Below are 21,221 nucleotides of genomic sequence, written 5' to 3'. Positions count from 1 at the left end.
TTTCCTTGTTCGCCGAAAGGACACGAGACAGGTGACCGAACAGATGAGCGACCTGAAGACACTCGAGGCCACGCTGATGGCCGAGATCGAGGCAGCCGGTGACGAGGCCGCGATCGAGGCGGTCCGCGTTTCCGCGCTCGGCAAGAAGGGCTCGATCTCCGAGCGGCTGAAGACGCTGGGTTCGATGTCCCCCGAGGAGCGGCAGCAGGCCGGACCCGCCATCAATGGGCTGAAGACCCGCGTCACCGATGCGATTTCGACCCGCAAGGCGGCACTGCGCGACGTGGCCATAGAGGCGCGGCTGGCCGCCGAGAAGCTCGACGTGACGCTGCCCGTGCGCCAGTCGCCGGCCGAGCGCGGCCGCATCCACCCGATCAGCCAGGTGATCGACGAGATCACCGCGATCTTCGCCGACATGGGGTTCTCGGTCGCCGAAGGTCCCGACATCGAGACCGACCACTACAATTTCACCGCGCTGAACTTCCCCGAAGGCCATCCGGCGCGCGAGATGCACGACACCTTCTTCTTCCCGCCCGACGAGACCGGCGAGCGCAAGCTCCTGCGCACCCACACCTCGCCGGTTCAGATCCGCACCATGGAGGTCCAGGAACCGCCGATCCGCATCGTCATCCCCGGAAAGACCTACCGGCAGGATTCCGACGCCACCCACACGCCCATGTTCCACCAGGTCGAGGGGCTCGTCATCGACAAGACGGCCAATGTCGCCAACATGCGCTGGGTGCTGGAAGAGTTCTGCAAGGCCTATTTCGAGGTGCCGTCCGTCAAGATGCGCTTCCGGCCGTCCTTCTTCCCCTTCACCGAGCCGTCGCTCGAGGTCGACATCCAGTGCGACCGTTCGAAGCCCGGCGAGGTGCGCTTCGGCGAGGGCAATGACTGGATGGAAATCCTCGGCTGCGGCATGGTTCACCCCAACGTTCTGCGCTTCGCCGGGCTCGATCCGGACGTTTATCAGGGATTTGCCTGGGGCATGGGCATCGACCGCATCGCCATGCTGAAATACGGCATGCCGGATTTGCGCGCCTTCTTCGACGCCGACGTGCGCTGGCTCCAGCATTACGGCTTCCGCCCGCTGGACATGCCGACCTTGTTTGCGGGGTTGAGCGCGTGACGGACCAAGCGCCCGACTGGCTATCCGTTGTTCAGGCGGCGATGCCATTGGTCGCGGCGCTCATAGCTGCCATTTTGGCAATTCCAGCGTATTTGATTAACGCCCGTATCAACAGAAACGAAACGCTACTGGCAAAAAGGCGAGAAGTATTTGCGACCTACGTCACCGCCGTGCAATTTAATATGATCGGCCAAAGAGAGCCCGCGATCTACCAAGAGGCCTATGCCAATATCTTCATCTACGGTACCGATGATGTCATCCGTGCCGTCAGCGCATTCCACGAGCAGATGGCAGATAAGGTTGGGCAGATTGACGGTACGCGCGCTGCGGATGCGTATGCACACATGGTGCTGACAATGCGCGCAGATTGCTTTGCCTCGTCCAAACTTAGTTTGCCCGAACTTAAAACCCTTCTGCCGTTCAAGTACCAGTAGGCTAACAATGAAATTCACCCTCTCCTGGCTCAAGGAACACCTCGAGACCGACGCCTCGCTCGATCAGATCGTGGAAAAGCTCACCATGATCGGGCTCGAGGTCGAATCCGTCGACGACAAGGCGGCGCTCAAGCCTTTCGTCATCGCGCGCGTGCTGACGGCGGAAAAGCACCCCGACGCCGACAAATTGCGCGTGCTTTCGGTCGACACGGGCTCGGGCGATCCTGTCCAGGTCGTTTGCGGCGCGCCGAACGCGCGGGCGGGACTGGTCGGCGCCTTCGCCGCACCCGGCACCTATGTCCCGGGCATCGACACCACGCTCTCTGTCGGCAACATTCGCGGCGTGGAAAGCCGCGGCATGATGTGTTCGGAGCGCGAATTGATGCTGTCGGACGAGCATGACGGCATTATCGACATCGTGGGCGACGCCCCCGTCGGCACGCCGTTTGCGACATGGGCCGGGCTCGACGATCCGGTGATCGAGATCGGCCTGACGCCGAACCGGCCGGACGCCACGGGCGTTTACGGCATCGCACGTGATCTGGCCGCCGCCGGCCTTGGTATGCTCAAGGACGGCGCGGTCGCGCCCGTGTCAGGGCAGGGGCCATGCCCAGTGAAGGTGACCATCGAGGCGCCCGATCTCTGCCCCGGCTTCGCCCTGCGTCTCGTGCGCGGCGTCAAGAACGGGCCGTCGCCCAAATGGCTGCAGCAGCGGCTGCTCGCCATCGGCCTGCGTCCCATCAACGCGCTGGTCGACATCACCAACTACATCACCTTCGACCGCGGCCGGCCGCTGCACGTCTTCGATGCCGCCAAGGTCAAGGGCAACCTCGTCGTCCGCCACGCCAGGAATGGCGAGAAGGTGCTGGGCCTCGACGAACGCGAATATGAGCTGACGTCGGAAATGTGCGCCATCGCCGACGAGAACGGAGTGGAATCCATCGCCGGCATCATGGGCGGCGAGCATTCGGGCTGCGACGAGAACACGACCGACGTGCTGATTGAATCGGCACTTTGGAACCCGATGGTCACTGCCAAGACCGGCCGCGAACTCGGCATCGTGACCGATGCGCGCTACCGTTTCGAACGTGGCGTCGATCCCGAATTCATGGTGCCGGGCCTGGAGCTGGCGACCAGGATGGTGGTGGAACTCTGCGGCGGCGAGCCGTCGGAGGCCGAAGTGGTCGGCTATGAGGGCTACACGCCGAACACCGTCTCCCTCCCGCTGGCAGAGGTCGAGCGCCTGACAGGGCTCGACGTGCCGCGCGCCGAAAGCCTGTCGATCCTCCAGCGGCTGGGCTTCACGCCCTCGGGCGAGGGCGACACGGTCGAGGTGTTTGTTCCCTCCTGGCGGCCGGATATCGAGGGCAAGGCCGATCTGGTCGAGGAGGTCATGCGCATTCACGGTGTCGACGAGATCGCGCCGCAGCCGCTGCCGGCCCACAACACGGTCAATGGCAAGGTGCTCACCACGCTGCAGAACCGCACGCGTGCGGCGCGTCGCGCGCTGGCCGTGCGCGGCATGATGGAGGCGGTGACCTGGTCCTTCATCCCGCACGAACATGCAAAACTCTTCGGCGGCGGTGCCAGGGCGCTCCAGCTCGCCAATCCGATCGCCGCCGACATGTCCGACATGCGGCCCTCGCTCCTGCCGGGCCTCATCGCTGCCGCCCAGCGCAACGCCGATCGCGGCTTCGCCGATGTCGCCCTGTTCGAGGTCTCGGGCGCTTATGAGGGCGATCATCCGGAAGGCCAACGTCGGCTGGCCGCCGGTGTCCGGCGCGGCACGGCGCGCATGGAAGGCCAGGGACGCCACTGGGCCGGCAATGCGGGCAATGTCGGCGTCTACGACGCCAAGGCCGATGCCATTGCAGTGCTGGAAGCCTGCGGCGCTCCGGTCGACAAGCTGATGGTCGAAGCCGGCGGCCCGGACTGGTATCACCCGGGCCGTTCCGGTTCGATCAAGCTAGGCCCCAAGGTGGTGCTCGCCACCTTCGGCGAGTTTCACCCCAGGGCGCTGGAGACGCTCGACGTGTCGGGCCCGCTTTGCGGCTTCGAGGTCTTTGTCGACGCGATCCCTGAGCCCAAGGCCAAGGCCACGCGCACCAAGCCCCGTCTCGACATTTCGCCCTTCCAGGCGGTCAAGCGTGACTTCGCCTTCGTGGTCGGCCGCGAGGTCGAGGCGCAGACCTTGGTGAAGGCCGCCGCCGGGGCCGACAAGAAGCTGATCACCGGCGTGCGCGTCTTCGACGTCTTCGAGGGCGCATCCCTTGGCGCTGACAAGAAGTCGGTGGCCATCGAGGTTTCCATCCAGCCCACCGACAAAACGCTGACGGACGAGGATTTCGAGGCGCTGGCCGCCCGCATCGTCGAGAATGTCGGCAAGCAGACAGGCGGTGAACTGCGCGCCTGACCAAACAACAGCGCCGCCGGGGCATGGCCACCGGCGGCGCTGTTGTTTCAACTGCTCAATCGATCAGAAAAACGCCTGTATCCCCGTCTGCGCCCGACCCAGGATCAGCGCGTGGACGTCGTGGGCACCTTCATAGGTGTTCACGGTCTCCAGATTGGCCGCGTGGCGCATCACGTGGTACTCGATCTGGATGCCGTTGCCGCCATGCATGTCGCGGGCCTGGCGGGCGATATCGAGCGCCTTGCCGCAATTGTTGCGCTTGACGATGGAGATCATCTCCGGTGCCATCTTGCCTTCATCGAAGATGCGCCCGACCCGAAGCGAGCCCTGCAGCCCCAGCGCGATGTCGGTCTGCATGTCGGCCAGCTTCTTCTGGAAGAGCTGGGTGGCGGCCAGCGGCCGGCCGAACTGCTTGCGGTCAAGGCCGTACTGGCGGGCGCGGAACCAGCAATCTTCCGCTGCGCCCATCACGCCCCAGGAGATGCCGTAGCGGGCGCGGTTGAGGCAGCCGAAGGGGCCCTTGAGGCCCGACACGTTGGGCAGAAGCGCGTCCTCGCCGACCTCCACGCCCTCCATGACGATCTCGCCGGTGATGGAGGCGCGCAGGCTCAGCTTGCCGCCGATCTTCGGCGCCGACAGGCCCTTCATGCCCTTCTCGAGCACGAAACCGCGGATCTGGTCGTCATGGGCGGCCGACTTCGCCCAGACGACGAAGACGTCGGCGATCGGTGCGTTGGAGATCCAGGTCTTGTTGCCGGTCAGCCGGTAGCCGGTGGCGGTTTTCTCGGCGCGGGTCTTCATGCCGCCCGGATCGGAGCCGGCATCGGGCTCGGTCAGCCCGAAGCAGCCGATCAGCTCGCCGGCGGCCAGCCCCGGCAGGTACTTCTTGCGCTGCTCTTCCGAGCCATAGGCATGGATCGGGTGCATGACGAGCGAAGACTGCACGCTCATCATCGAGCGGTAGCCGGAATCCACCCGCTCGACCTCGCGCGCGACCAGGCCGTAGGTGACGTAGCCGGCTCCCAAGCCGCCATATTCCTCAGGGATGGTGATGCCGAGCAGGCCGGCCTCGCCCATCTCGCGGAAGATCGCCGGGTCGGTCTTCTCCTCCATGTAGGCGTCCTGGACGCGGGGCGCGAGCTTGTCGGCGGCAAAGGCCGCCGCCGCATCGCGGATCATGCGCTCGTCTTCCTCCAGCTGGTCCTCCAGCAGGAAGGGATCGTTCCAGACGAAGGAGGCCTTGGCGCTCTGGGCTTTGACGTCGATGTTCATCGGGGTCTTCTTCTTCCTTCTTGGTGATGCGCCTACATTAGGGCGTCGCTTGCCCCCGCCAAAGCATTTTCGTCACGTGACGTCAAACCGTCGCGCCGATCACACCCGCAACGCGTATCTCAACCCGTCATAGATCGCGGCGTGGATGTTGCGCGAGGCGATGGCGTCGCCGATGCGGAAGAGGTCGAAGCGGCCTTCCGGATTGCGCTCCGGGCAGAGGCGCCCGCCGCCGATCAGCGCGGCGTGGTCCACCTCGCCCCAATTTCGCGATCGGGGCTTGAGCGCGAAGTACAGCTCGTCATTGGGCATGGTGCCATGCTCGACGACGATCTGGTTGACTTCTCGCTCGTCGCGCCAGCCCGGCGCATAGTCGGAGGCGAGCGTGGCCACCAGACGGTTGCCGTTGCGGCGGACCGCGATCAGGCGCGTATTGATGGTGATTCGCACCCCCGCCTCGTGGAAGGCGCGCATGTAGGGAACATGGTTCATGCCGCCCATTTCCGGCGCGAAGAAGCGTTCCGGCGACAGCAGTTCGAGCGTGACGCCGGCATTGGCGATCGCCTCGGCCGCCGACATGCCCTGATGGCCGCCATTGTCGTCGTAAAGCAGCACGCTGCCGGCGGGCTTGGCCGCGCCCGACAGGATGTCCCAGCTCGAGACGACCAGATCCGCGCCTTCTTCCAGTGGCGGCGATTGCGGCAGGCCGCCGGTGGCGATCACCACCACGTCGGGTTGAAGTTCCAGGACGTCGGAAGGCTCGGCCCAGCAATCGTAGCGGATCGGCACGCCCAGATGCTCGAGTTCGGCCAGTCGCCAGTCGACGATGCCGGCCAGTTCGCGGCGACGCGGCAGCTGGGTTGCGAGGTTCAGCTGGCCGCCAGCCTTGCCAGACGCCTCCAGCACGCTGACGACATGACCGCGTTCGGCCGCCACCCGCGCGGCCTCGAGCCCCGCCGGCCCGGCGCCGACCACGACGACGCGCCTGGGCACGCCCTCGGTCCTCGCGATGACATGCGGCATGGTGGCCTCGCGGCCGGTGGCGGCGTTGTGGATACACAGCGCCTCGCCGCCCTCATAGATGCGGTCCAGGCAATAGGTCGCGCCGACACAGGGGCGCACCCGGTGTTCGAGCCCGTTTGCCACCTTGCGTGCGATGTGCGGGTCGGCCATGTGGGGCCGCGTCATGCCGACCATGTCGAGTTTTCCTGCCGCCACCGCATGGCGGGCGGTCGCCACGTCGGCGATGCGGGCCGCGTGGAACATCGGGATCTGTGTCGCCTCGCGCACCTCGCCGGCAAAATCGAGATGCGGCGCCGAGCGCATGCCGGTGATCGGGATCACGCCGGTGAGTGCGGCGTCGGTGTCGATGCGGCCGCGGACGATGTTGAGGAAGTCGATCTGGCCCGATCCGGCCAGCCGCCGGGCGATCTCGACGCCCTCACTGCGGCTGAGCCCCGCCTGGCTGTCTTCGTCGGCGACCATGCGGATGCCGACGACGAAGTCGGGTCCGACGGAAGCGCGCACCGCGTCGATCACCCTCCAGGTGAAACGCAGCCGGTTGTCCAGCGACCCGCCAAAGGCGTCGTCGCGGCGATTGGTGGCCGGCGACCAGAAGGCATCCATCAGATGGCCATAGGCCTCGAACTCGATGCCATCGAGCCCGGCGGCCTGGCAGCGCTGGGCGGCACTCGCGTAGTCGGCCACGATGCGTTCGATGTCCCATTCCTCAGCTTCCTTGGGAAAGGCGCGATGGGCCGCCTCGCGCACCGGCGAGGCGGAGAGAACCGGAAGCCAGTCTGCCTTGTTCCAGCCGGTGCGGCGGCCGAGATGGGTGAGCTGGATCATCACCTTGCAGTCATGCGCGTGGCAGGCGTCCGTCAGCTCCGCCAGCCAGGGCACGATCTCGTCGCGATAGGCGTGGAGATTGCCGAAGGCCGCTGGGCTGTCGCGGCTGACGAGCGCGGAGCCAGCGGTCATGGTCAGCGCGATGCCGCCCTTGGCCTTTTCTTCATGATAGAGCCGGTAGCGCTCTTTGGGCAGGCCGTCTTCGGAATAGGCCGGCTCGTGCGCCGTCGACATCAGCCGGTTCTTGAAGGTCAGATGCTTCAGCTGGAAGGGCTGGAGCAGGGGGTCGCGGGAAGGGGATTGCGTCATCGATCTGCCTCTCGATCGCGCGATTGACAGAGCCGGCGCGCCGACGCTTTCATGCGGCTGCGTCCCAAGGAGGAAATCGATGTCACGGCTGCCACTCGCATTCTCGCTTCTCTTCCTGGTCGGGCTTCGCACGGCTTCCGGTTCCGACTGGTACACCGGCGACTATGAAAGATGCGGCGATCTGACGTCCACCCTGGAGATCGTCGAATGCGTGACCGAGCTTTACGATGAATGGGACGCCCGGCTGAACGCGATCTACAAGGTGGCTCTGGACGCCCAGCAGGGCGAACGCCGGACGGCTTTGCGTGACGTTCAGCGGGCCTGGCTGGCCTATCGGGACGCCAGTTGTACATTCTACCGTTCCGGGGAGGGCTCAATTGCCGCCATCGAGGGCAACACCTGCATGTTTGCGCTCACCAGGGACCGCGCGCTTGAGCTTGAAGCGATCTACGGCAACTAGGCCGGCACGGGAGACGTCGTGGCGGCGCGGTCCGGATCTCAATACCACGCATCCTCCATTCCGGCCTTGCGCCGAGCCATGAAGTCTTCGAGCCCGTCGGCAATGCCCGGGTCGAGCGGCGGCGCTTCATACTCGGCCAAGGTCTTCTTCCACTGCCGGTTCGCGCGTGTTGCGGCATCGTCTTCGCCAGCCTCGGACCACGTCTCGAACGGGTCGTTGTCTGCCAGACCCGATTCCCAGAAGGCGGTCTGGTAGTTCGCCATGGTGTGGGCGCAGCCGAAGAAGTGGTTGCCGGGGCCGACCTCGCGAAAGGCGTCGAGAGCGAGTTCGTTGTCGTCGATCTTGATCCCGTCGAGATAGGTGTGCAATGCGCCGCACAGATCGCAGTCGAGCACGAATTTCTCGTAGGACATGGACAGGAGCCCGTCGAGGAAGCCCGCCGAGTGCAGGATGAAGTTGGCGCCGCAGTGGATGGCGGCCAGCATCGACATGGTGCCTTCCGTCATGGCCTGGGCGTCGGGCAGCTTTGAGGTGGTGAAGTTTCCCGAGCAGCGCAGCGGCAGGGCGAGCCGCCGCGCGAGCTGGCCGATCACCATCGATCCGATGGCCGGCTCCGGCGTGCCGAAGGTCGGCGATCCCGATTTAAGCGCCATGGAAGACAGGAAATTGCCGAAGATCACCGGCGCGCCCGGCCGTTCCAGCTGGGTCAGTGCGCATCCCGCCATGGTCTCGGCCAGCGACTGGGCGATGGCACCGGCATTGGTCACCGGCCCCATGGCGCCGCCGAGGATGAAGGGTACCACGACGCCTGCCTGGTTGGCGCGGGCATAGGCCCTCAGCACCTTCGTCATGGTGCCGTCCCAGACGAGCGGCGAGTTGACGTTGACATTGCCGAGAATGACGCAGTTTTCCTCGACGAAGTCGCGGCCGAACAGGATGCGGGCCATGTCGATGGAATCTTCAGCCCGTTCTTCCGCCGTCACCGAACCCATGAAGCCGCGGTCGGAATATTTGATGTGGCTGAACACCATGTCGAGATGGCGCTTGTTGACGGGCACGTCCACGGGCTCGCAGATCGTGCCACCCGAATGGTGCAGCCAGGGCGAGGCCTGGGCGAGTTTCACGAAATTGCGGAAATCCTCGATCGTGCCGTAGCGGCGCCCCTGGTCGAGATCCATCACGAAGGGCGAGCCATAGGCCGGCGAAAAGACCACGTTGTTGCCGCCGATCTGGACCGAATGCGCGGGATTGCGCGCATGCTGGGTGAACTCGGCCGGCGCGGTCTTGAGGATTTCGCGCAGCATGCCGGGCTCGAACCGCACCAGCACGCCGTCGACATGGGCACCGGCACGTTTCCAATGGGCGAGCGTGTCGGGATCGTCGCGGAACTCGATGCCGATCTCGGCCAGGATGCGATCGGCGGTCGCCTCGATGCGGAGAAGGTTCTCCTCCGAGAGAATGTCGTAATTGGGGATGTTGCGAATGATGTAGGGCCGGCCAAGCCCTTGCGGTCCCTGTTCCCGCTCGGCGCGGCGCGCGCTGCGACCTGATCGCTGCGGCCTTGCATCTGTTGCCATAATGCCTGCTTCTGTCATCGAACACCGCTCCAGCACCAAATGCAGACTAGGCATGGGCTGGCGCCGTGTAACGCTGGAAAAGATTCATCGAGTTGATAAGCTGAATTTATGGAAACGCTCCGTCATCTCATCCCGTCGATCAACGGTCTTGTCGTGTTCGAGGCGGCCGGTCGGCTGGCAAGCTTCAGTGCCGCCGCGCGCGAGCTTGGCATGACGCAGGCGGCGGTCTCCTACGCGATCGGTCGGCTGGAGGTGCAGCTTGCCACCACGCTCTTCCTGCGCGAGCACCGGCGGGTGCGGCTGACCGCGGCCGGGCAGCGTTTTCATGCCGACGTGTCGCTGGGCCTGTCGCATATTCATCGCTCGGCGCAGGGCCTTCGTGCGGTCGCCGTCGGTGGCCATGTGACGCTCTCGGCATCGACCGCCTTCGCCGCGTTCTGGATGGTGCCGCGCCTGCAGCGCTTTCGCGAGGACCTGCCGGAGATCGACTTGCGCATCCAGACGGCCGACCGCGACCTGGACCTGGTGGGCGAGGGGATCCCGCTCGGCATACGCGGGGGCGAGGCGGGGGAATGGCCCCACTACAAATGTGAAATCCTGGCCCCGGAAGAGATCTACCCGGTCTGCGGCGTGAGCTACGTCGCCCGCTTCGGTCGCCCGGAGACAGTCGAGAATCTGCTGTCCCACCGCCTGATCCACCACGAGGAGCCTTTTCGTTCGACGGTCACCTGGAGCGAGTGGTTCGCTTCGGCGGGCATTGCCGGCGGCAACGCGCCGAAGGGCCTGCAGATCAACGACTATGTCGCCGTGATCCAGTCGGTCATCGAAGGTCAGGGGATTGCCCTTGGCTGGGGGCATCTTACCGACGGCCTGGTCGAGAAGGGCGTCCTGCTGCGCCTCACCGACCACAATCTCCTGACCGGCAAGAGCTTTCACGTAGCCTGGCCGAGGGGCAGGCCGCTCTCACCCTTGGCCATCCAGGTGCGCGACTGGCTCACATCGCCCCACAATCGATGAGGCGGGGATCGTGGCGGCCAACAACTTCCTGTCGATGCCGCCCGGTCGACCTATCGCAGCCAGGGCGAATCCGCCTATTGTGGTCCCATGCCCATCCGCCAGCTCCCAGAGACCACGGTCAACCAGATCGCCGCCGGCGAAGTGATCGAGCGACCGGCCAGCGTCGTCAAGGAACTCGTCGAAAATGCGCTCGATGCGGGTGCACGGCGCATCGAGATCGCGACGGCTGGCGGCGGGTTGTCGCTGATTCGCGTCACCGATGATGGGGCAGGCATGCCGATCGGCGAGTTGCCGCTGGCGATTGGCCGCCATTGCACCTCCAAGCTCGATGGCGGGATCGATGCCATCCACTCGCTCGGTTTTCGTGGTGAGGCACTGCCGTCGATCGGATCGGTGTCGCGGCTGACGATCCGCTCGCGCCCGCGTGACGCCGTGGAGGGTGCCGAGATTTCGGTCGAGGGCGGGCGGGCGATCGCGCCGCGCCCTGTCGCCGCCAATCCCGGAACGCTCGTCGAGGTGCGCGACCTGTTTTTCGCCACGCCGGCACGTCTGAAATTCATGAAGAGCACGCGCGCCGAGGCCACGGCCATCACGGAGGTGGTCAAGCGCATCGCCATCGCCTTTCCCGCCGTGCGCTTCATCCTGACCGGCACCGACCGCTCGACGCTCGATCTGGCGGCCGGCAGGGACGATGCGACAGGCCTTCGCGATCGGCTGGCCGACGTGCTCGGGCGTGAATTCGTGGAGAATTCTGTTGAAATCGCGGCCGAGCGGGAAGGTGTCCGCCTCACCGGACTGGCATCGATCCCGGCCTTCAGCCGCGGCAACGCGATGCAGCAATTTGCCTATGTGAACGGCCGGCCGGTGCGCGACCGTTTGCTCGCGGGCGCGGTGCGCGGGGCGTATGCGGATATGCTCGCCCGCGACCGGCACCCGCTGACGGCCCTCTTCATCGAACTCGATCCCGCGCTGGTCGACGTCAACGTGCACCCGGCCAAGGCCGATGTGCGCTTCCGCGATTCAGGTCTTGTGCGCGGCCTGATCGTCGGTGCTGTACGGCAGGCGCTTGCGGGGGAGGGAATTCGCGCCTCCTCGCAGGCAGGCGATGCCATGGCACAGACCTTTCGTACAGGGTCTGTCGTTCCCTTCGCCCAGAGACCGCCATCCGGGCCCAGCCGGGAGGCCGCCCACGCCTTCCACGCGCCGCTCGATCGCGGCTTTTCGGCAGGGCCGCAGGCCGCCTTCGACATCGGCGCGGTCGTCAGTGCGGATGTCCGGCCCCCGCCCGAGGCCGAGACCGCCGTCCTGCAGGCGCCACTCGGTGCCGCGCGCGCCCAGATCCACGAGAACTACATCATCGCGCAGACGGGCGACTCGCTCGTCATCGTGGACCAGCACGCCGCCCATGAGCGCCTCGTCTACGAAGCGATGAAGGAGGCGCTCTACGCCAGGCCGCTGGCTTCCCAGATGCTGCTGATCCCCGAAATCGTCGATCTGTCGGAAGAAGATGCCGACCGACTTGCCGCGCATTCCGGGTTCCTGTCGCGTCTGGGTCTGGGGCTCGAACGTTTCGGGCCGGGCGCCGTCATCGTGCGGGAGACGCCGTCGATGCTGGGCGAGGTCGATGTCCCCTCGCTGGTGCGCGACCTGGCCGATGAGGTTGCCGAGAACGACAGCGTGGACAGCCTCAAGGCGCGGCTCGACAGCATCGCCTCGACCATGGCCTGCCATGGCTCGGTCCGGTCGGGACGTCAGCTTAGGCCTGAGGAAATGAACGCCCTTCTGCGGCAGATGGAAGCGACGCCGGGTTCGGGCACCTGCAATCACGGCCGTCCTACCTATATCGAGCTGAAGCTTGCCGATATCGAGCGGCTGTTCGGCCGTCGATGACGGTTGCTTGACCTCTCCGGCATTTTGTGGCGGAACCGTTCCGCAAAGAGGCGATTGTCGATGAACCGTTTTGAAGGCCCGGGTGGGCGGGAAGCGCATATACGCTATCTGGATGGCGACTTTCAGGTGGTGACGCCCGGCGCATTCGTGCGGTGTGCCGTGACGGGCCGCTCCATTCCGCTCGACGAACTCAAATATTGGAGCGTTGCGCGCCAGGAGCCCTATGTGGACGCCGCTGCCTCGCTCAAGCGCGAGAACGAAACACTCGCACGCGACTGAGCCTGCGGCTTCGGCTGCTTCAGACCCGCTGGTCCTTGCGTTTCTGCCAAGCCGCGAGCGTCTCGCGAATGATCGTGGCCGGCGTTCCGGCCAGCTCGAAATTCGTGTCGATCTCGATCACCGTCACCGCCGCCGCCAGTTCCTCAAGAGCCTTGGAACCGTGCAGCAGCCTCACGGCATCCTTCTGCGTCGTCACCAGACGGCCGCCCAGCCGCTCGGCAGTGCGCAGGAGGTCGCGCGCTTCCTCGTCGGTATAGTGGTGATGGTCCGAATAGCCGCGTCTGAGCGCGATGTTGCCTCCCATCTTTTCGACCGTGCGGAAGAACTTCTCCGGATGCCCGATACCGGCAAAGGCGATCAGCGGAGCGTCGGTCAAGCCGGCGACGTGGCGTGGCTGCGTGGCGGCCTGGTGCACGGGCCGGCCCGCGCGCGCGGCCTGACGGACCACGTCGTCGGCGGCATCGCCCTCGCCGATCTTCACGATGGCATCGACGTGGCGCATCTGGTCCACCAGGCTGGCGCGCATCGGCCCGCCCGGCAGCGTGTGGCCGTTGCCGATCCCGCGATGCGCGTCGACCACGATGAGGGCGTAGTCGATATGGATGCGCGCGCTCTGGAAGCCGTCATCCATGATGATGAAGTCGCAGCCATGAGTGATCAGCAATTCTGCACCTGCGACACGATTGGGCGTGACGACTGTGGGCGCGGTGCGGGCCAGCACCAGCGGCTCATCCCCTACATGGCGCACGGTATCGGTGTCGGCATCCACCAGATGGGGTTGATAGACAGCCCCGCCATAGCCGCGCGACAGGAAACCGGGCTTGAGATTCTTGGTCTCGGCCTGCTTGGCGAGAGCGATGGCGACAGGTGTCTTGCCGGCGCCGCCGACGGTGAAATTGCCGACGCACAGGACGGGAGCCGAAACCGGGTGCCGTTGGGCCGTTTCCAGGCGGTGGCGCGCAGCTGCCCCGTAGAGGCGCGATGCCGGATAGAGCGCCCAGGCGCGCCAGTCGGCTTTTTGCCACCAGAAGGGAGGAGCCTCGCTGACCACGTCGCCTCCGACTAGCCGTCGTTGCCGTTGCGGCCATGCAGGCGCGACTTGACGACCAATGGTTGGATGAATGGTTCGAGCGCTTCGGTCGTGCGGGCAAGCGCGCCGCGCATGTCTTCGACCGTCTGCGCGCCGGAGCGCATCATGGCGCGACGCACCGGATCGTTGCCGAGGAGATAGTTCACCGCGCCGGCCAGCATCTCTTCGTCGCGCACCAGCTTGGCGCCGCCGCTTTCGAGAAGTTTCTGGTAGGAATCACGGAAGTTCTGCACGTTGCGGCCCGCAAGCACTGCCGTTTCCAGCATCGCCGGTTCGAGGGGGTTCTGTCCGCCCTCCCAGGTGAGCGAGCGGCCGACAAAGGCAATCTCGGTCAAGCGCAGATAAAGGCCCATTTCGCCGATCGTATCGCCAAGAAAGACGTCGGTATCGGCTTCGATGGGCGCACCGGAAGTGCGGCGCACGACCTTCAAACCCAATTGGGCCAGATCGCTTGCGATCGTCTCGGCCCGTTCGGGGTGACGGGGAACGATCACCGTCAGGATATCGCGATGGCGCGCCTTGAGGCGCGCGTGGACGCGGCCGGCAATCACTTCCTCGCCATCGTGGGTCGATACCGCCGCCCAGACGGGACGAGGCCCGATCTGGTCGACAAGTTGATCGAGCTGCGCCTGATCGACCGGCGGCGCAGGCGCATCGACCTTCAGATTGCCGGAAACCGTGACCGGTCGCGCCCCCAGGACCCGGAATCGCTCCGCGTCCACCTCGGATTGCGCCACCACATGCGAGAGGTTCTCGAACAGGGCCTCGGCCAGATAGGAACGCTTCTTCCAGTTGGCGAAGGAATTGTCCGACAGACGGCCATTGACGAGAATCTGGGGCACGCGCCGCGCGCCGAGCTCCAGAATGGTCATGGGCCAGATCTCGGATTCGGCAATGATGGCGAGATCGGGCACCCAGTGGTCGAGGAACCGGCTGACGGCGGGCTTTAGGTCAAGCGGCACATATTGGTGGATGACCCGCTCGCCCAGCCTCTCGCGCGCCACCTGCGCGGAGGTGACGGTCCCCGTGGTCAGCACGATGTTGATGCGATGGGACAGGATGTGCTCGATCAGCGGCACGACGGAGACCGTCTCTCCGACGCTGGCCGCATGCATCCAGATCAGCGGGCCCGGCGGTCTGGCGAATTGCGTCTTGCCGTAGCGCTCCTTGCGCCGTGACGTCTCCTCCTTGCCGCGGCTGGCGCGCCAGGCGACATAGCCGCCGATCAGCGGATAGACGGCCGCGCCCATCCAGCGATAGGTCGACAGCATGGCGCGGGCCCAGCGCTCGCTCATCGCGCGTCCACCAGGCGATAGGCCTCGGCCGTCGTCTCGTTGAGCCTGGTCGTGACCAGTTGCCGGAAGGTCTCGAGCGCTTCGGCATCGGCGTCGGCAGGAACGCTGATCGGATCGCCCATCAGCAAGGCGCACCGGCCGAATGGCAGGTTGATGGTGGTTTTGTCCCAAGTCGATTCCAGCACCTTGCGGCGACTGGTGGCGACGGCAATCGGGATGATCGGCCGGCCCGACAGTTTGGCTAGCGTGACGACGCCCAAACCCGCCTCGCGGGGCTTGCCGTGCGGGATGTCCGCGATCATGCAGACGCTGGTCCCGCGATCGAGCGTCTTCTTCATGGCGATCAGGGCCTTGGCGCCGCCCTTGTCGAGAACACTGGTGCCGGGCCTGCCGCCCGAACCGCGGATGACGGTGAGGCCGAGTTTCTCGGCGGCGAGCGCATTCAGTTCGGCGTCCGCGCTGCGCGAAAAAAGTGCGGCCAGGGGCAGGTTCTTCGGCTTGGCGATCGGCGCCATGAGGTGCTGGCCGTGCCACAGGGCGCCGATGGCGGGTGCAAGCTTGGCTGCCTCCTCATCGGCATTGTGCGAGCCTTCCACCCGGCGATTGGTCAGGTCGATAAAGCGCACGGCAAGGGCGATGCCCGAGGCGACCGCCTCCCTCACGAAGCGGGATTTGCCCAGAGGTCCGCGGATCGACTTCCACATCGCCTTGAGGGGCTGCGGCCGGCGGGCGGGGCGCGCTTTCCGGCGGTGTTGTGGGGAGGCGACCGGTTTTTCCTGCATCGATTTCAGGACTGACCGTCTTTCGGCGTCTCCGGGTCGAGCAGGCGGTGGAGGTGGACGATGAAGTAGCGCATATGCGCATTGTCCACGGTCTGCTGCGCCTTGGCGCGCCAGGCCAGTTCGGCCGATTTGTAGTCCGGGAAAATCCCGACAATGTCGAGATCCTCGAGATTGCGGAAATCCACGCTCGTCAGCGACTTGAGCTCGCCGCCGAAAACGAGGTGCAGGAGCTGCTTTCGTTCGGTGTCTTGGGTCATGGTGCCTATCTTCGCGCGCGGCGGGTCGTTTCCCGCTCACCCTCCCGAATTCTACTGCGTGGGCTGTAGATGAGTTCGCGCCATTTTGGAACCACGTATGCGGCGATTCAATGGTCCAGCGCGGCGATCGTGAGCGACAATCTGCTCAGCAGTTCGCCGCTGCCGGCGACGAGCGTACCGTGCCGGGGATCGGTGTCGAAATAGAGCGGTGGCCGACCTTCACGTGTCAGAAGGCTGCCGCCGGCCTCGGCGAGGATGAGATCTGCAGCTGCCAGATCCCAGTCGTGGGAGTTCGGCCGCACGAAGCTGGCATCGAGACGCCCGCTTGCCACCATCGCGATGCGGTAGGCCAGCGAGGGGACATAGGGCGCACGGTCGATCTCGCCCGGCGCCATGCCCAACCTGTCGACGAGTTCCTTGGGGCCGGTGATGCGGGCCGGGCCGCGCGGCGGAAGGACTCCCAGGACCTCGCCATTCTTCCAGGCGCCGCGTCCCCGGACCGCCCAGAAACGCTCCTCGCGGGCGGGGCAATCGAGCACGCCGGCGATGGGGCGCCCATCCTCGACGATGGCGACACTCACGCACCACGTCTTGCGGCCTTCGATGAAGGCGCGGGTGCCGTCGATCGGGTCCACGACGAATGCCCGACCGGACTGCCCGTTGGTCCGCGCATCCAGGGTTTCTTCCGACAGCCAGCCATAGTCGGGCCGCGCCTTCAGAAGCGCTTCCCGCAGGAAGGTGTCGACGGCGATGTCGGCCTCGCTGACCGGCGAATCGCCCACCTTCATCCAGACGCTGGGATCGCGCCGATAGTAGCGCATGGCGATGTCGCCCGCCCGTGCGGCCGCGTCCGAAAGAAGCGCGATCTCGCCTTCCAGAGGTTTTGCCAGGTCATTCACCGGCAATGGTCATTCCTTCCACGAGCAGAGTAGGGGCTGCGGTCCCATGGTTGCGGTCGACATCACTGGCAGGGACCATGTTGAGGAACATGTCCTTCATGTTTGCCGCAATCGTGATCTCGGAAACGGGGTAGGCGAGTTCGCCATTCTCGATCCAGTAGCCGGAGGCGCCGCGGCTGTATTCGCCGGTGACCATGTTGACTCCCTGCCCGAACACCTCGGTCACGTAGAACCCGGATTTCACCGAGGCGATAAGATCCTGCGGGCTGGTCTCGCCCGGCTCGATGGCAAGATTGGTCGAGGACGGCGAGACCGAGGAAGCCGAGCGCGAGCCGCGCCCGTTGGTCTCGAGACCCAGTTCCCGGGCCGTGGCATGGGACAGGAACCAGTGCGCAAGCACCCCTTTCTCGATCATGACCAGGGCCTCGCCCTCTACGCCCTCGCCGTCGAAGGGGCGCGACGCCAGTCCCCGGCGGCGCAGGGGATCGTCGGTCACCGTGATGGCCGACGAAGCCACCGGCTGGCCCATGCGGTCGCGCAGGAATGACGTCTTGCGCGCCACGGAAGCCCCGTTGATGGCGCCGGCCAGATGTCCGGCGAGCCCGCGCGCAACGCGCGGGTCGTAGATCACGGTCGCGGGGCCTGTCTTGGCCTTGCGGGCGTTCAATCGGCGGACTGCGCGCTCGCCGGCGCTGCGGCCGATCGCGGCGGGCGCCTCGAGGTCGGTCTGGTGCAGCCGCATGGAATAGTCGTAGTCGCGTTCCATCGCCGTGCCTTCACCCGCGATCACGCTGACGGATCGGGAGAAGCGGGAGCGCGTGTAATGGCCGACAAATCCTTCGGAGGTGGCCAGCACCAGCCCGCCGAGGCCCGAACTTGCCGACGCGCCGCCGGAGTTCTTCACCCCCTCGACCGCGAGTGCGGCCTCTTCCATCTCCAGCGCCGCGGCGCGTAGTGCTTCCGCCGAGATTTCGGTCGCGTCGTAAAGGTCGAGGTCCTTCGGCGCGCGGGTCAGGCGTGTCGGATCGACGAGGCCCTGGAACGGGTCTTCCGGCGAGACCCGCGCCATGGCGACGGCGCGCTCGGCGATCGCGGCGGGATCGGAGGTGGCATTGGCCGAGACGCTTGCCGTGCGCTGGCCGACGAGCACCCTGAGGGCGACGTCGTCGCTTTCGGCGGCTTCCGTGCTCTCGACCTTGCCGAGCCGGACCGTCACGCCCTGCGAGCGGGAGCGCAAGGTCACGGCATCGGCTGCATCGGCACCGGCGCGGCGCGCCGCCTCGACCAACCGTGTCACGATGTCGGTCAGCCGGGTCGTGTCCGTCATGTCATTCATGGAAAGCCGTTCGTCTTTTTTCTTGGGATGGAAGCCATCGTGGATACCCACCACATCTATTGTCCGCGGACGCGCCGTGCAATGGTCGGGGCGCCCGACCCACTGGATCACTTTGAGCCATGACGCCATTTCACCTTGCCTTCCCGGTCCGCGACCTCGATGAAACCCGACGCTTCTATGGCGAGGTGCTGGGCTGCAGGATCGGCAGGTCGTCCGAAACATGGGTCGATTTCGACTTGTTCGGGCACCAGATGTCGGCGCATCTGCGGCCGGGACAGGGCCTTGCCGAAGGGGGCGGGAAGGTAGATGGGGTCGAGGTGCCGATCCCGCATTTCGGGGTCGTGCTGCAAATGGAGCAGTGGCGCGAACTGGCCGCCAGGCTTCAGGCCGAGCCCGGCATCGCGTGGATCGAGCGGCCGATGGTGCGCTTCGAGGGCCAGCCCGGCGAACAGGCGACGCTCTTTATCCGCGATCCCTCGGGCAATGCGCTCGAGTTCAAGGGTTTCGCCGACATGGCGGCAGTCTTCGCCAGCTGAGGGGCGCAATCAGTTCCGAACCGCCTTCTCCTTGGTTGATGGCGACTGGCGGTCTTCGCGTTGCCTGCGCAGTTCCAGCCTCTTGCGGAAGCCAGACCGCGTCGTCTCCTCCCGGTCGAGTATCTGGGCACCCCAAGGCGTCCATATGGTGACAGTCTTGCGCTCGATGGGCCGCATGTTCGTGTTCATCCTCGTTTCCTCCATGACCATCTGGAACGAGATTGTGGCGATAGTCGCAATTTTAAAGATTAAATCGCGGTAATGTGAGTTTCGGCGTCACGCTTGTTCGATCTCTTCTTGCAGGGCTTCCATGTGTGCGGCGGCGGCCTCGTTGGCGGCGCGTTCAATGGCGCGGTAGCGCGTGATCACCGCCATGCCAACGGGCGTGAGTTCCGCGCCGCCGCCGCGCCGGCCGCCCTTCTGCGCTGCAATCACCGGCTTGCCGAAGATGCGGTTCATCTCGACCACCAGGCCCCAGGCCTGCTTGTAGGACATGTTCATGCGCCGTGCGCCCGCCGAGATGGAGCCGAAGGCGGCGATATGCTCGAGAAGTTCGATCTTGCCCGGGCCAATCCGGCCATCGGGATCAAGGTCGATGCGCAGGCTGAGCTGGGGCATGGCGCGACAATCCTCCTCAGGTCGCCGGGTCGGCGCGGACATCGTCGCGCGCGACCGCCATGGATTTGACGACGGCAAAGCACGGCGTGCCGGGCGCGAGCGCCAGGACCCTGACCGAGCGCGCCGTCAGCTGCGCCAGGATCGGGCTGCCGCCGACATCCAGGCGCACGATCACACCGGGCCCGTCGCCGCCGTCGATGGCGGTCACGGTGGCCGGGAGCATGTTGAGCGCGGAGATGCCTGCTGGTTTCTCGCGGGCGATGATGACGTCATGCGCCATGATGCGCAGGCTGACGGCGGTGCCGGGTTCGCCTTCAACGCGTGGCAGCCAGACGGGGCCTGCCGCGGCTCTGAGACGCGTCAACTCGTCATCCTCCTGCGCCTCGATGACGGCCGGCAGGCCGGAGCCGAGTTCGCGCAGCCCCATCGCGCGAAGGGCGACGGGGTCGGACATGATCTCGGCCGTCGAGCCGGCGCCCGCGACGCGCCCGTCCTCGATCACCACCATGCGATCCGCCAAGAGGCGGGCTTCCTCGAGATCGTGGGTGACCAGCACGGTAGGCATGGCGAGATGGGCGCGGAGCTGCCGGATTTCCTCGTAGAGACGGTCGCGTGTGGCGCGGTCGACGGCGGAGAACGGCTCGTCCAAGAGCAGGGCAGACGGCTCGCGGGCCAGAGCGCGTGCGACCGCCACGCGCTGCTGCTGGCCGCCGGAGAGCGTGGCCGGCTTGCGGGCTTCGAGCCCCTCGAGATTGACGAGGCCGAGAAGTTCGCGGGCTCGTCCCTGGCGATCGGTTGACGGCAGATGCCCCATGGCGGCCATGACGTTGGCCAGCGCGCTCATGTGCGGAAAGAGTGCATAGGACTGGAAGACGATGCCGACCCGGCGCCGGTGCGGCGCCAGATCGATCCCGCTGGACGTATCCAGCCATGTCTCGCCATTCACGCTGACACGGGCCTCGGTCGGGCTCCACAGGCCGGCGATGGTGCGCAGCATCGTCGATTTACCCGAACCGGAGTGGCCGACGAGCGCCAGTAATTCGCCGGGCTCCACGCGGAAGGCGATGTCGAGCGGGATGGGCGTTGTGGCCCTGGCCATGACCTCCAGCGCCATCAGGACAATCTCCGCCCGATGCGCGAGGACAGCCAGAAGGTGATGGAGATCGTGGCCAGCGATATGGCCAGCAACGTGGCCGACATGATGCCCGCTGAACGGTCGTCGAACGCCTGGACGCGGTCATAGATGGCGATGGCGATGGTCTTGGTCTCACCCGGAATCGATCCGCCCACCATGAGCACGATACCGAATTCGCCGAGCGTGTGAGCGAAGGTCAGCACCATCGCGGTGAGCACGCCGGGCCAGGCCAGCGGCAGCTCGACCCTCGCCAGAGACTGCCACGGGGAGAGCCCGGAGCATTGAGCGGCCTCACGGACCTCGACCGGTATCGCCTCGAAGCCACGCTGGGCGGGCTGGATCGCAAAGGGCAGGTTGAAGATGACGGAGGCGACCATCAGTCCCTCGAAGGTGAAGACCAACTGATGCCCGAAGGTTTCGCGCCAGAACTGGCCGATCGGGCTGTTGGCGCCGAAAGCGACCAGCAGGTAGAAGCCGAAGACGGTAGGGGGCAGTACCAGGGGCAGTAGTACCAGCGCCTCGACCAGCCCCTTTGCGCGGAACTGGCGATAGGCGAGGAAGCGGCCCATCAGGACCGACACCGGAAGCAGGATCAGAACCGTCCAGCCGGCCAGCCCGAGCGACAACCAGAGCGCTGTCCAATCCATG

Annotated in this window: 21 protein-coding genes; 8 read left to right on the top strand and 13 right to left on the bottom strand. The window is 65.8% G+C overall.

The genetic code is table 11. From position 1 onward, the window contains the following. Positions 1-43: 43 nt before the first annotated feature. Genes pheS through pheT form a run of 3 tightly spaced genes read left to right on the top strand, consistent with a single transcriptional unit; the run spans position 44 to position 3,976 of the window. The gene (gene pheS / locus GRZ55_RS09085) at positions 44-1,129 is read left to right on the top strand and encodes a phenylalanine--tRNA ligase subunit alpha (protein ID WP_169286574.1); all 1,086 of its coding nucleotides are present in this window, start codon (positions 44-46) and stop codon (positions 1,127-1,129) included. Beyond that, positions 1,126-1,563 (top strand): hypothetical protein, encoded by a 438-nt coding sequence (locus GRZ55_RS09080; RefSeq protein ID WP_169286573.1) that lies wholly within the window; start codon positions 1,126-1,128, stop codon positions 1,561-1,563. The genes pheS and GRZ55_RS09080 overlap by 4 nt, the downstream gene beginning before the upstream one ends. Positions 1,564-1,570: 7 nt before the next feature. After that, the gene (gene pheT, locus GRZ55_RS09075; protein ID WP_169286572.1) at positions 1,571-3,976 is read left to right on the top strand and encodes a phenylalanine--tRNA ligase subunit beta; all 2,406 of its coding nucleotides are present in this window, start codon (positions 1,571-1,573) and stop codon (positions 3,974-3,976) included. Positions 3,977-4,039: 63 nt separating this feature from the next. Here the strand turns inward: pheT and GRZ55_RS09070 are convergent, their stop codons facing one another. Next, on the bottom strand, positions 4,040-5,248 hold the full coding sequence (locus GRZ55_RS09070; protein WP_169286571.1) for an acyl-CoA dehydrogenase: 1,209 nt from the start codon (positions 5,246-5,248) through the stop codon (positions 4,040-4,042). Between the two features lie 99 nt (positions 5,249-5,347). Further along, on the bottom strand, positions 5,348-7,402 hold the full coding sequence (locus GRZ55_RS09065; RefSeq protein WP_169286570.1) for an NADH:flavin oxidoreductase: 2,055 nt from the start codon (positions 7,400-7,402) through the stop codon (positions 5,348-5,350). 79 nt (positions 7,403-7,481) lie between these two features. On the opposite strand from GRZ55_RS09065, the gene GRZ55_RS09060 reads away from it, so the two are divergent. After that, the gene (locus tag GRZ55_RS09060) at positions 7,482-7,862 is read left to right on the top strand and encodes a lysozyme inhibitor LprI family protein (protein WP_169286569.1); all 381 of its coding nucleotides are present in this window, start codon (positions 7,482-7,484) and stop codon (positions 7,860-7,862) included. Between the two features lie 38 nt (positions 7,863-7,900). Here GRZ55_RS09060 and GRZ55_RS09055 read toward each other — a convergent pair whose 3' ends face one another. Further along, entirely contained in the window at positions 7,901-9,439 is a 1,539-nt protein-coding gene (locus GRZ55_RS09055; RefSeq protein ID WP_169286670.1) for a trimethylamine methyltransferase family protein, read from the bottom strand. Positions 9,440-9,547: 108 nt separating this feature from the next. On the opposite strand from GRZ55_RS09055, the gene GRZ55_RS09050 reads away from it, so the two are divergent. The 3 genes from GRZ55_RS09050 (at position 9,548) to GRZ55_RS09040 (ending at position 12,625) form a co-directional block, all read left to right on the top strand. Then, positions 9,548-10,456: a LysR substrate-binding domain-containing protein gene (locus GRZ55_RS09050; RefSeq protein WP_169286568.1), complete on the top strand. Its 909-nt coding sequence runs from the start codon at positions 9,548-9,550 to the stop codon at positions 10,454-10,456. A gap of 87 nt (positions 10,457-10,543) precedes the next feature. Continuing rightward, positions 10,544-12,346, top strand: coding sequence for a DNA mismatch repair endonuclease MutL (gene mutL, locus GRZ55_RS09045; RefSeq protein WP_169286567.1), 1,803 nt, complete (start codon positions 10,544-10,546; stop codon positions 12,344-12,346). A gap of 60 nt (positions 12,347-12,406) precedes the next feature. Then, positions 12,407-12,625, top strand: a complete 219-nt coding sequence (locus GRZ55_RS09040; RefSeq protein WP_169286566.1) for a DUF2093 domain-containing protein — start codon at positions 12,407-12,409, stop codon at positions 12,623-12,625. A 19-nt stretch (positions 12,626-12,644) separates the two neighbouring features. Here GRZ55_RS09040 and lpxK read toward each other — a convergent pair whose 3' ends face one another. The 6 genes from lpxK to GRZ55_RS09010 all read right to left on the bottom strand — a co-directional run bounded on the left by lpxK (position 12,645) and on the right by GRZ55_RS09010 (position 18,284). Continuing rightward, positions 12,645-13,676, bottom strand: a complete 1,032-nt coding sequence (lpxK, locus tag GRZ55_RS09035; RefSeq protein WP_169286565.1) for a tetraacyldisaccharide 4'-kinase — start codon at positions 13,674-13,676, stop codon at positions 12,645-12,647. Positions 13,677-13,687: 11 nt separating this feature from the next. Further along, a complete protein-coding gene (waaA, locus tag GRZ55_RS09030; RefSeq protein WP_169286564.1) occupies positions 13,688-15,010 on the bottom strand; it encodes a lipid IV(A) 3-deoxy-D-manno-octulosonic acid transferase in 1,323 nt (440 codons plus the stop codon). Next, a complete protein-coding gene (locus GRZ55_RS09025) occupies positions 15,007-15,714 on the bottom strand; it encodes a lysophospholipid acyltransferase family protein (RefSeq protein ID WP_246734636.1) in 708 nt (235 codons plus the stop codon). Before GRZ55_RS09025 ends, waaA begins: the two co-directional genes overlap by 4 nt. Before the next feature lie 83 nt (positions 15,715-15,797). Next, the gene (locus tag GRZ55_RS09020; protein ID WP_169286562.1) at positions 15,798-16,049 is read right to left on the bottom strand and encodes a DUF4170 domain-containing protein; all 252 of its coding nucleotides are present in this window, start codon (positions 16,047-16,049) and stop codon (positions 15,798-15,800) included. Between the two features lie 107 nt (positions 16,050-16,156). Further along, positions 16,157-16,954, bottom strand: coding sequence for a 3'(2'),5'-bisphosphate nucleotidase CysQ (locus tag GRZ55_RS09015; protein WP_246734616.1), 798 nt, complete (start codon positions 16,952-16,954; stop codon positions 16,157-16,159). Continuing rightward, the gene (locus tag GRZ55_RS09010; RefSeq protein WP_169286561.1) at positions 16,941-18,284 is read right to left on the bottom strand and encodes a TldD/PmbA family protein; all 1,344 of its coding nucleotides are present in this window, start codon (positions 18,282-18,284) and stop codon (positions 16,941-16,943) included. Before GRZ55_RS09010 ends, GRZ55_RS09015 begins: the two co-directional genes overlap by 14 nt. 119 nt (positions 18,285-18,403) lie before the next feature. Here GRZ55_RS09010 and GRZ55_RS09005 point away from each other — a divergent pair, with 119 nt between their 5' ends. After that, positions 18,404-18,820: a VOC family protein gene (locus GRZ55_RS09005; protein ID WP_169286560.1), complete on the top strand. Its 417-nt coding sequence runs from the start codon at positions 18,404-18,406 to the stop codon at positions 18,818-18,820. 9 nt (positions 18,821-18,829) lie between these two features. Here the strand turns inward: GRZ55_RS09005 and GRZ55_RS09000 are convergent, their stop codons facing one another. From GRZ55_RS09000 to modB, 4 genes are all read right to left on the bottom strand, one after another. Further along, complete coding sequence (locus GRZ55_RS09000; protein ID WP_169286559.1) at positions 18,830-19,009, bottom strand: hypothetical protein; 180 nt, start codon at positions 19,007-19,009, stop codon at positions 18,830-18,832. Between the two features lie 87 nt (positions 19,010-19,096). After that, positions 19,097-19,438 carry a winged helix-turn-helix domain-containing protein gene (locus GRZ55_RS08995; RefSeq protein WP_169286558.1) on the bottom strand — a complete coding sequence of 114 codons (342 nt, stop codon included), beginning with the start codon at positions 19,436-19,438 and terminating at the stop codon, positions 19,097-19,099. Between the two features lie 16 nt (positions 19,439-19,454). Beyond that, positions 19,455-20,552 carry a molybdenum ABC transporter ATP-binding protein gene (gene modC, locus GRZ55_RS08990; protein WP_169286557.1) on the bottom strand — a complete coding sequence of 366 codons (1,098 nt, stop codon included), beginning with the start codon at positions 20,550-20,552 and terminating at the stop codon, positions 19,455-19,457. After that, on the bottom strand, positions 20,552-21,220 hold the full coding sequence (modB, locus tag GRZ55_RS08985) for a molybdate ABC transporter permease subunit (protein ID WP_169286556.1): 669 nt from the start codon (positions 21,218-21,220) through the stop codon (positions 20,552-20,554). Before modB ends, modC begins: the two co-directional genes overlap by 1 nt. Position 21,221: the final 1 nt, after the last annotated feature.

Origin of the sequence: Chelativorans sp. ZYF759, from assembly GCF_012911015.1 — a bacterium.
GTDB lineage: Bacteria > Pseudomonadota > Alphaproteobacteria > Rhizobiales > Rhizobiaceae > ZYF759.
This window is presented reverse-complemented; position numbering and strand designations above follow the sequence as displayed.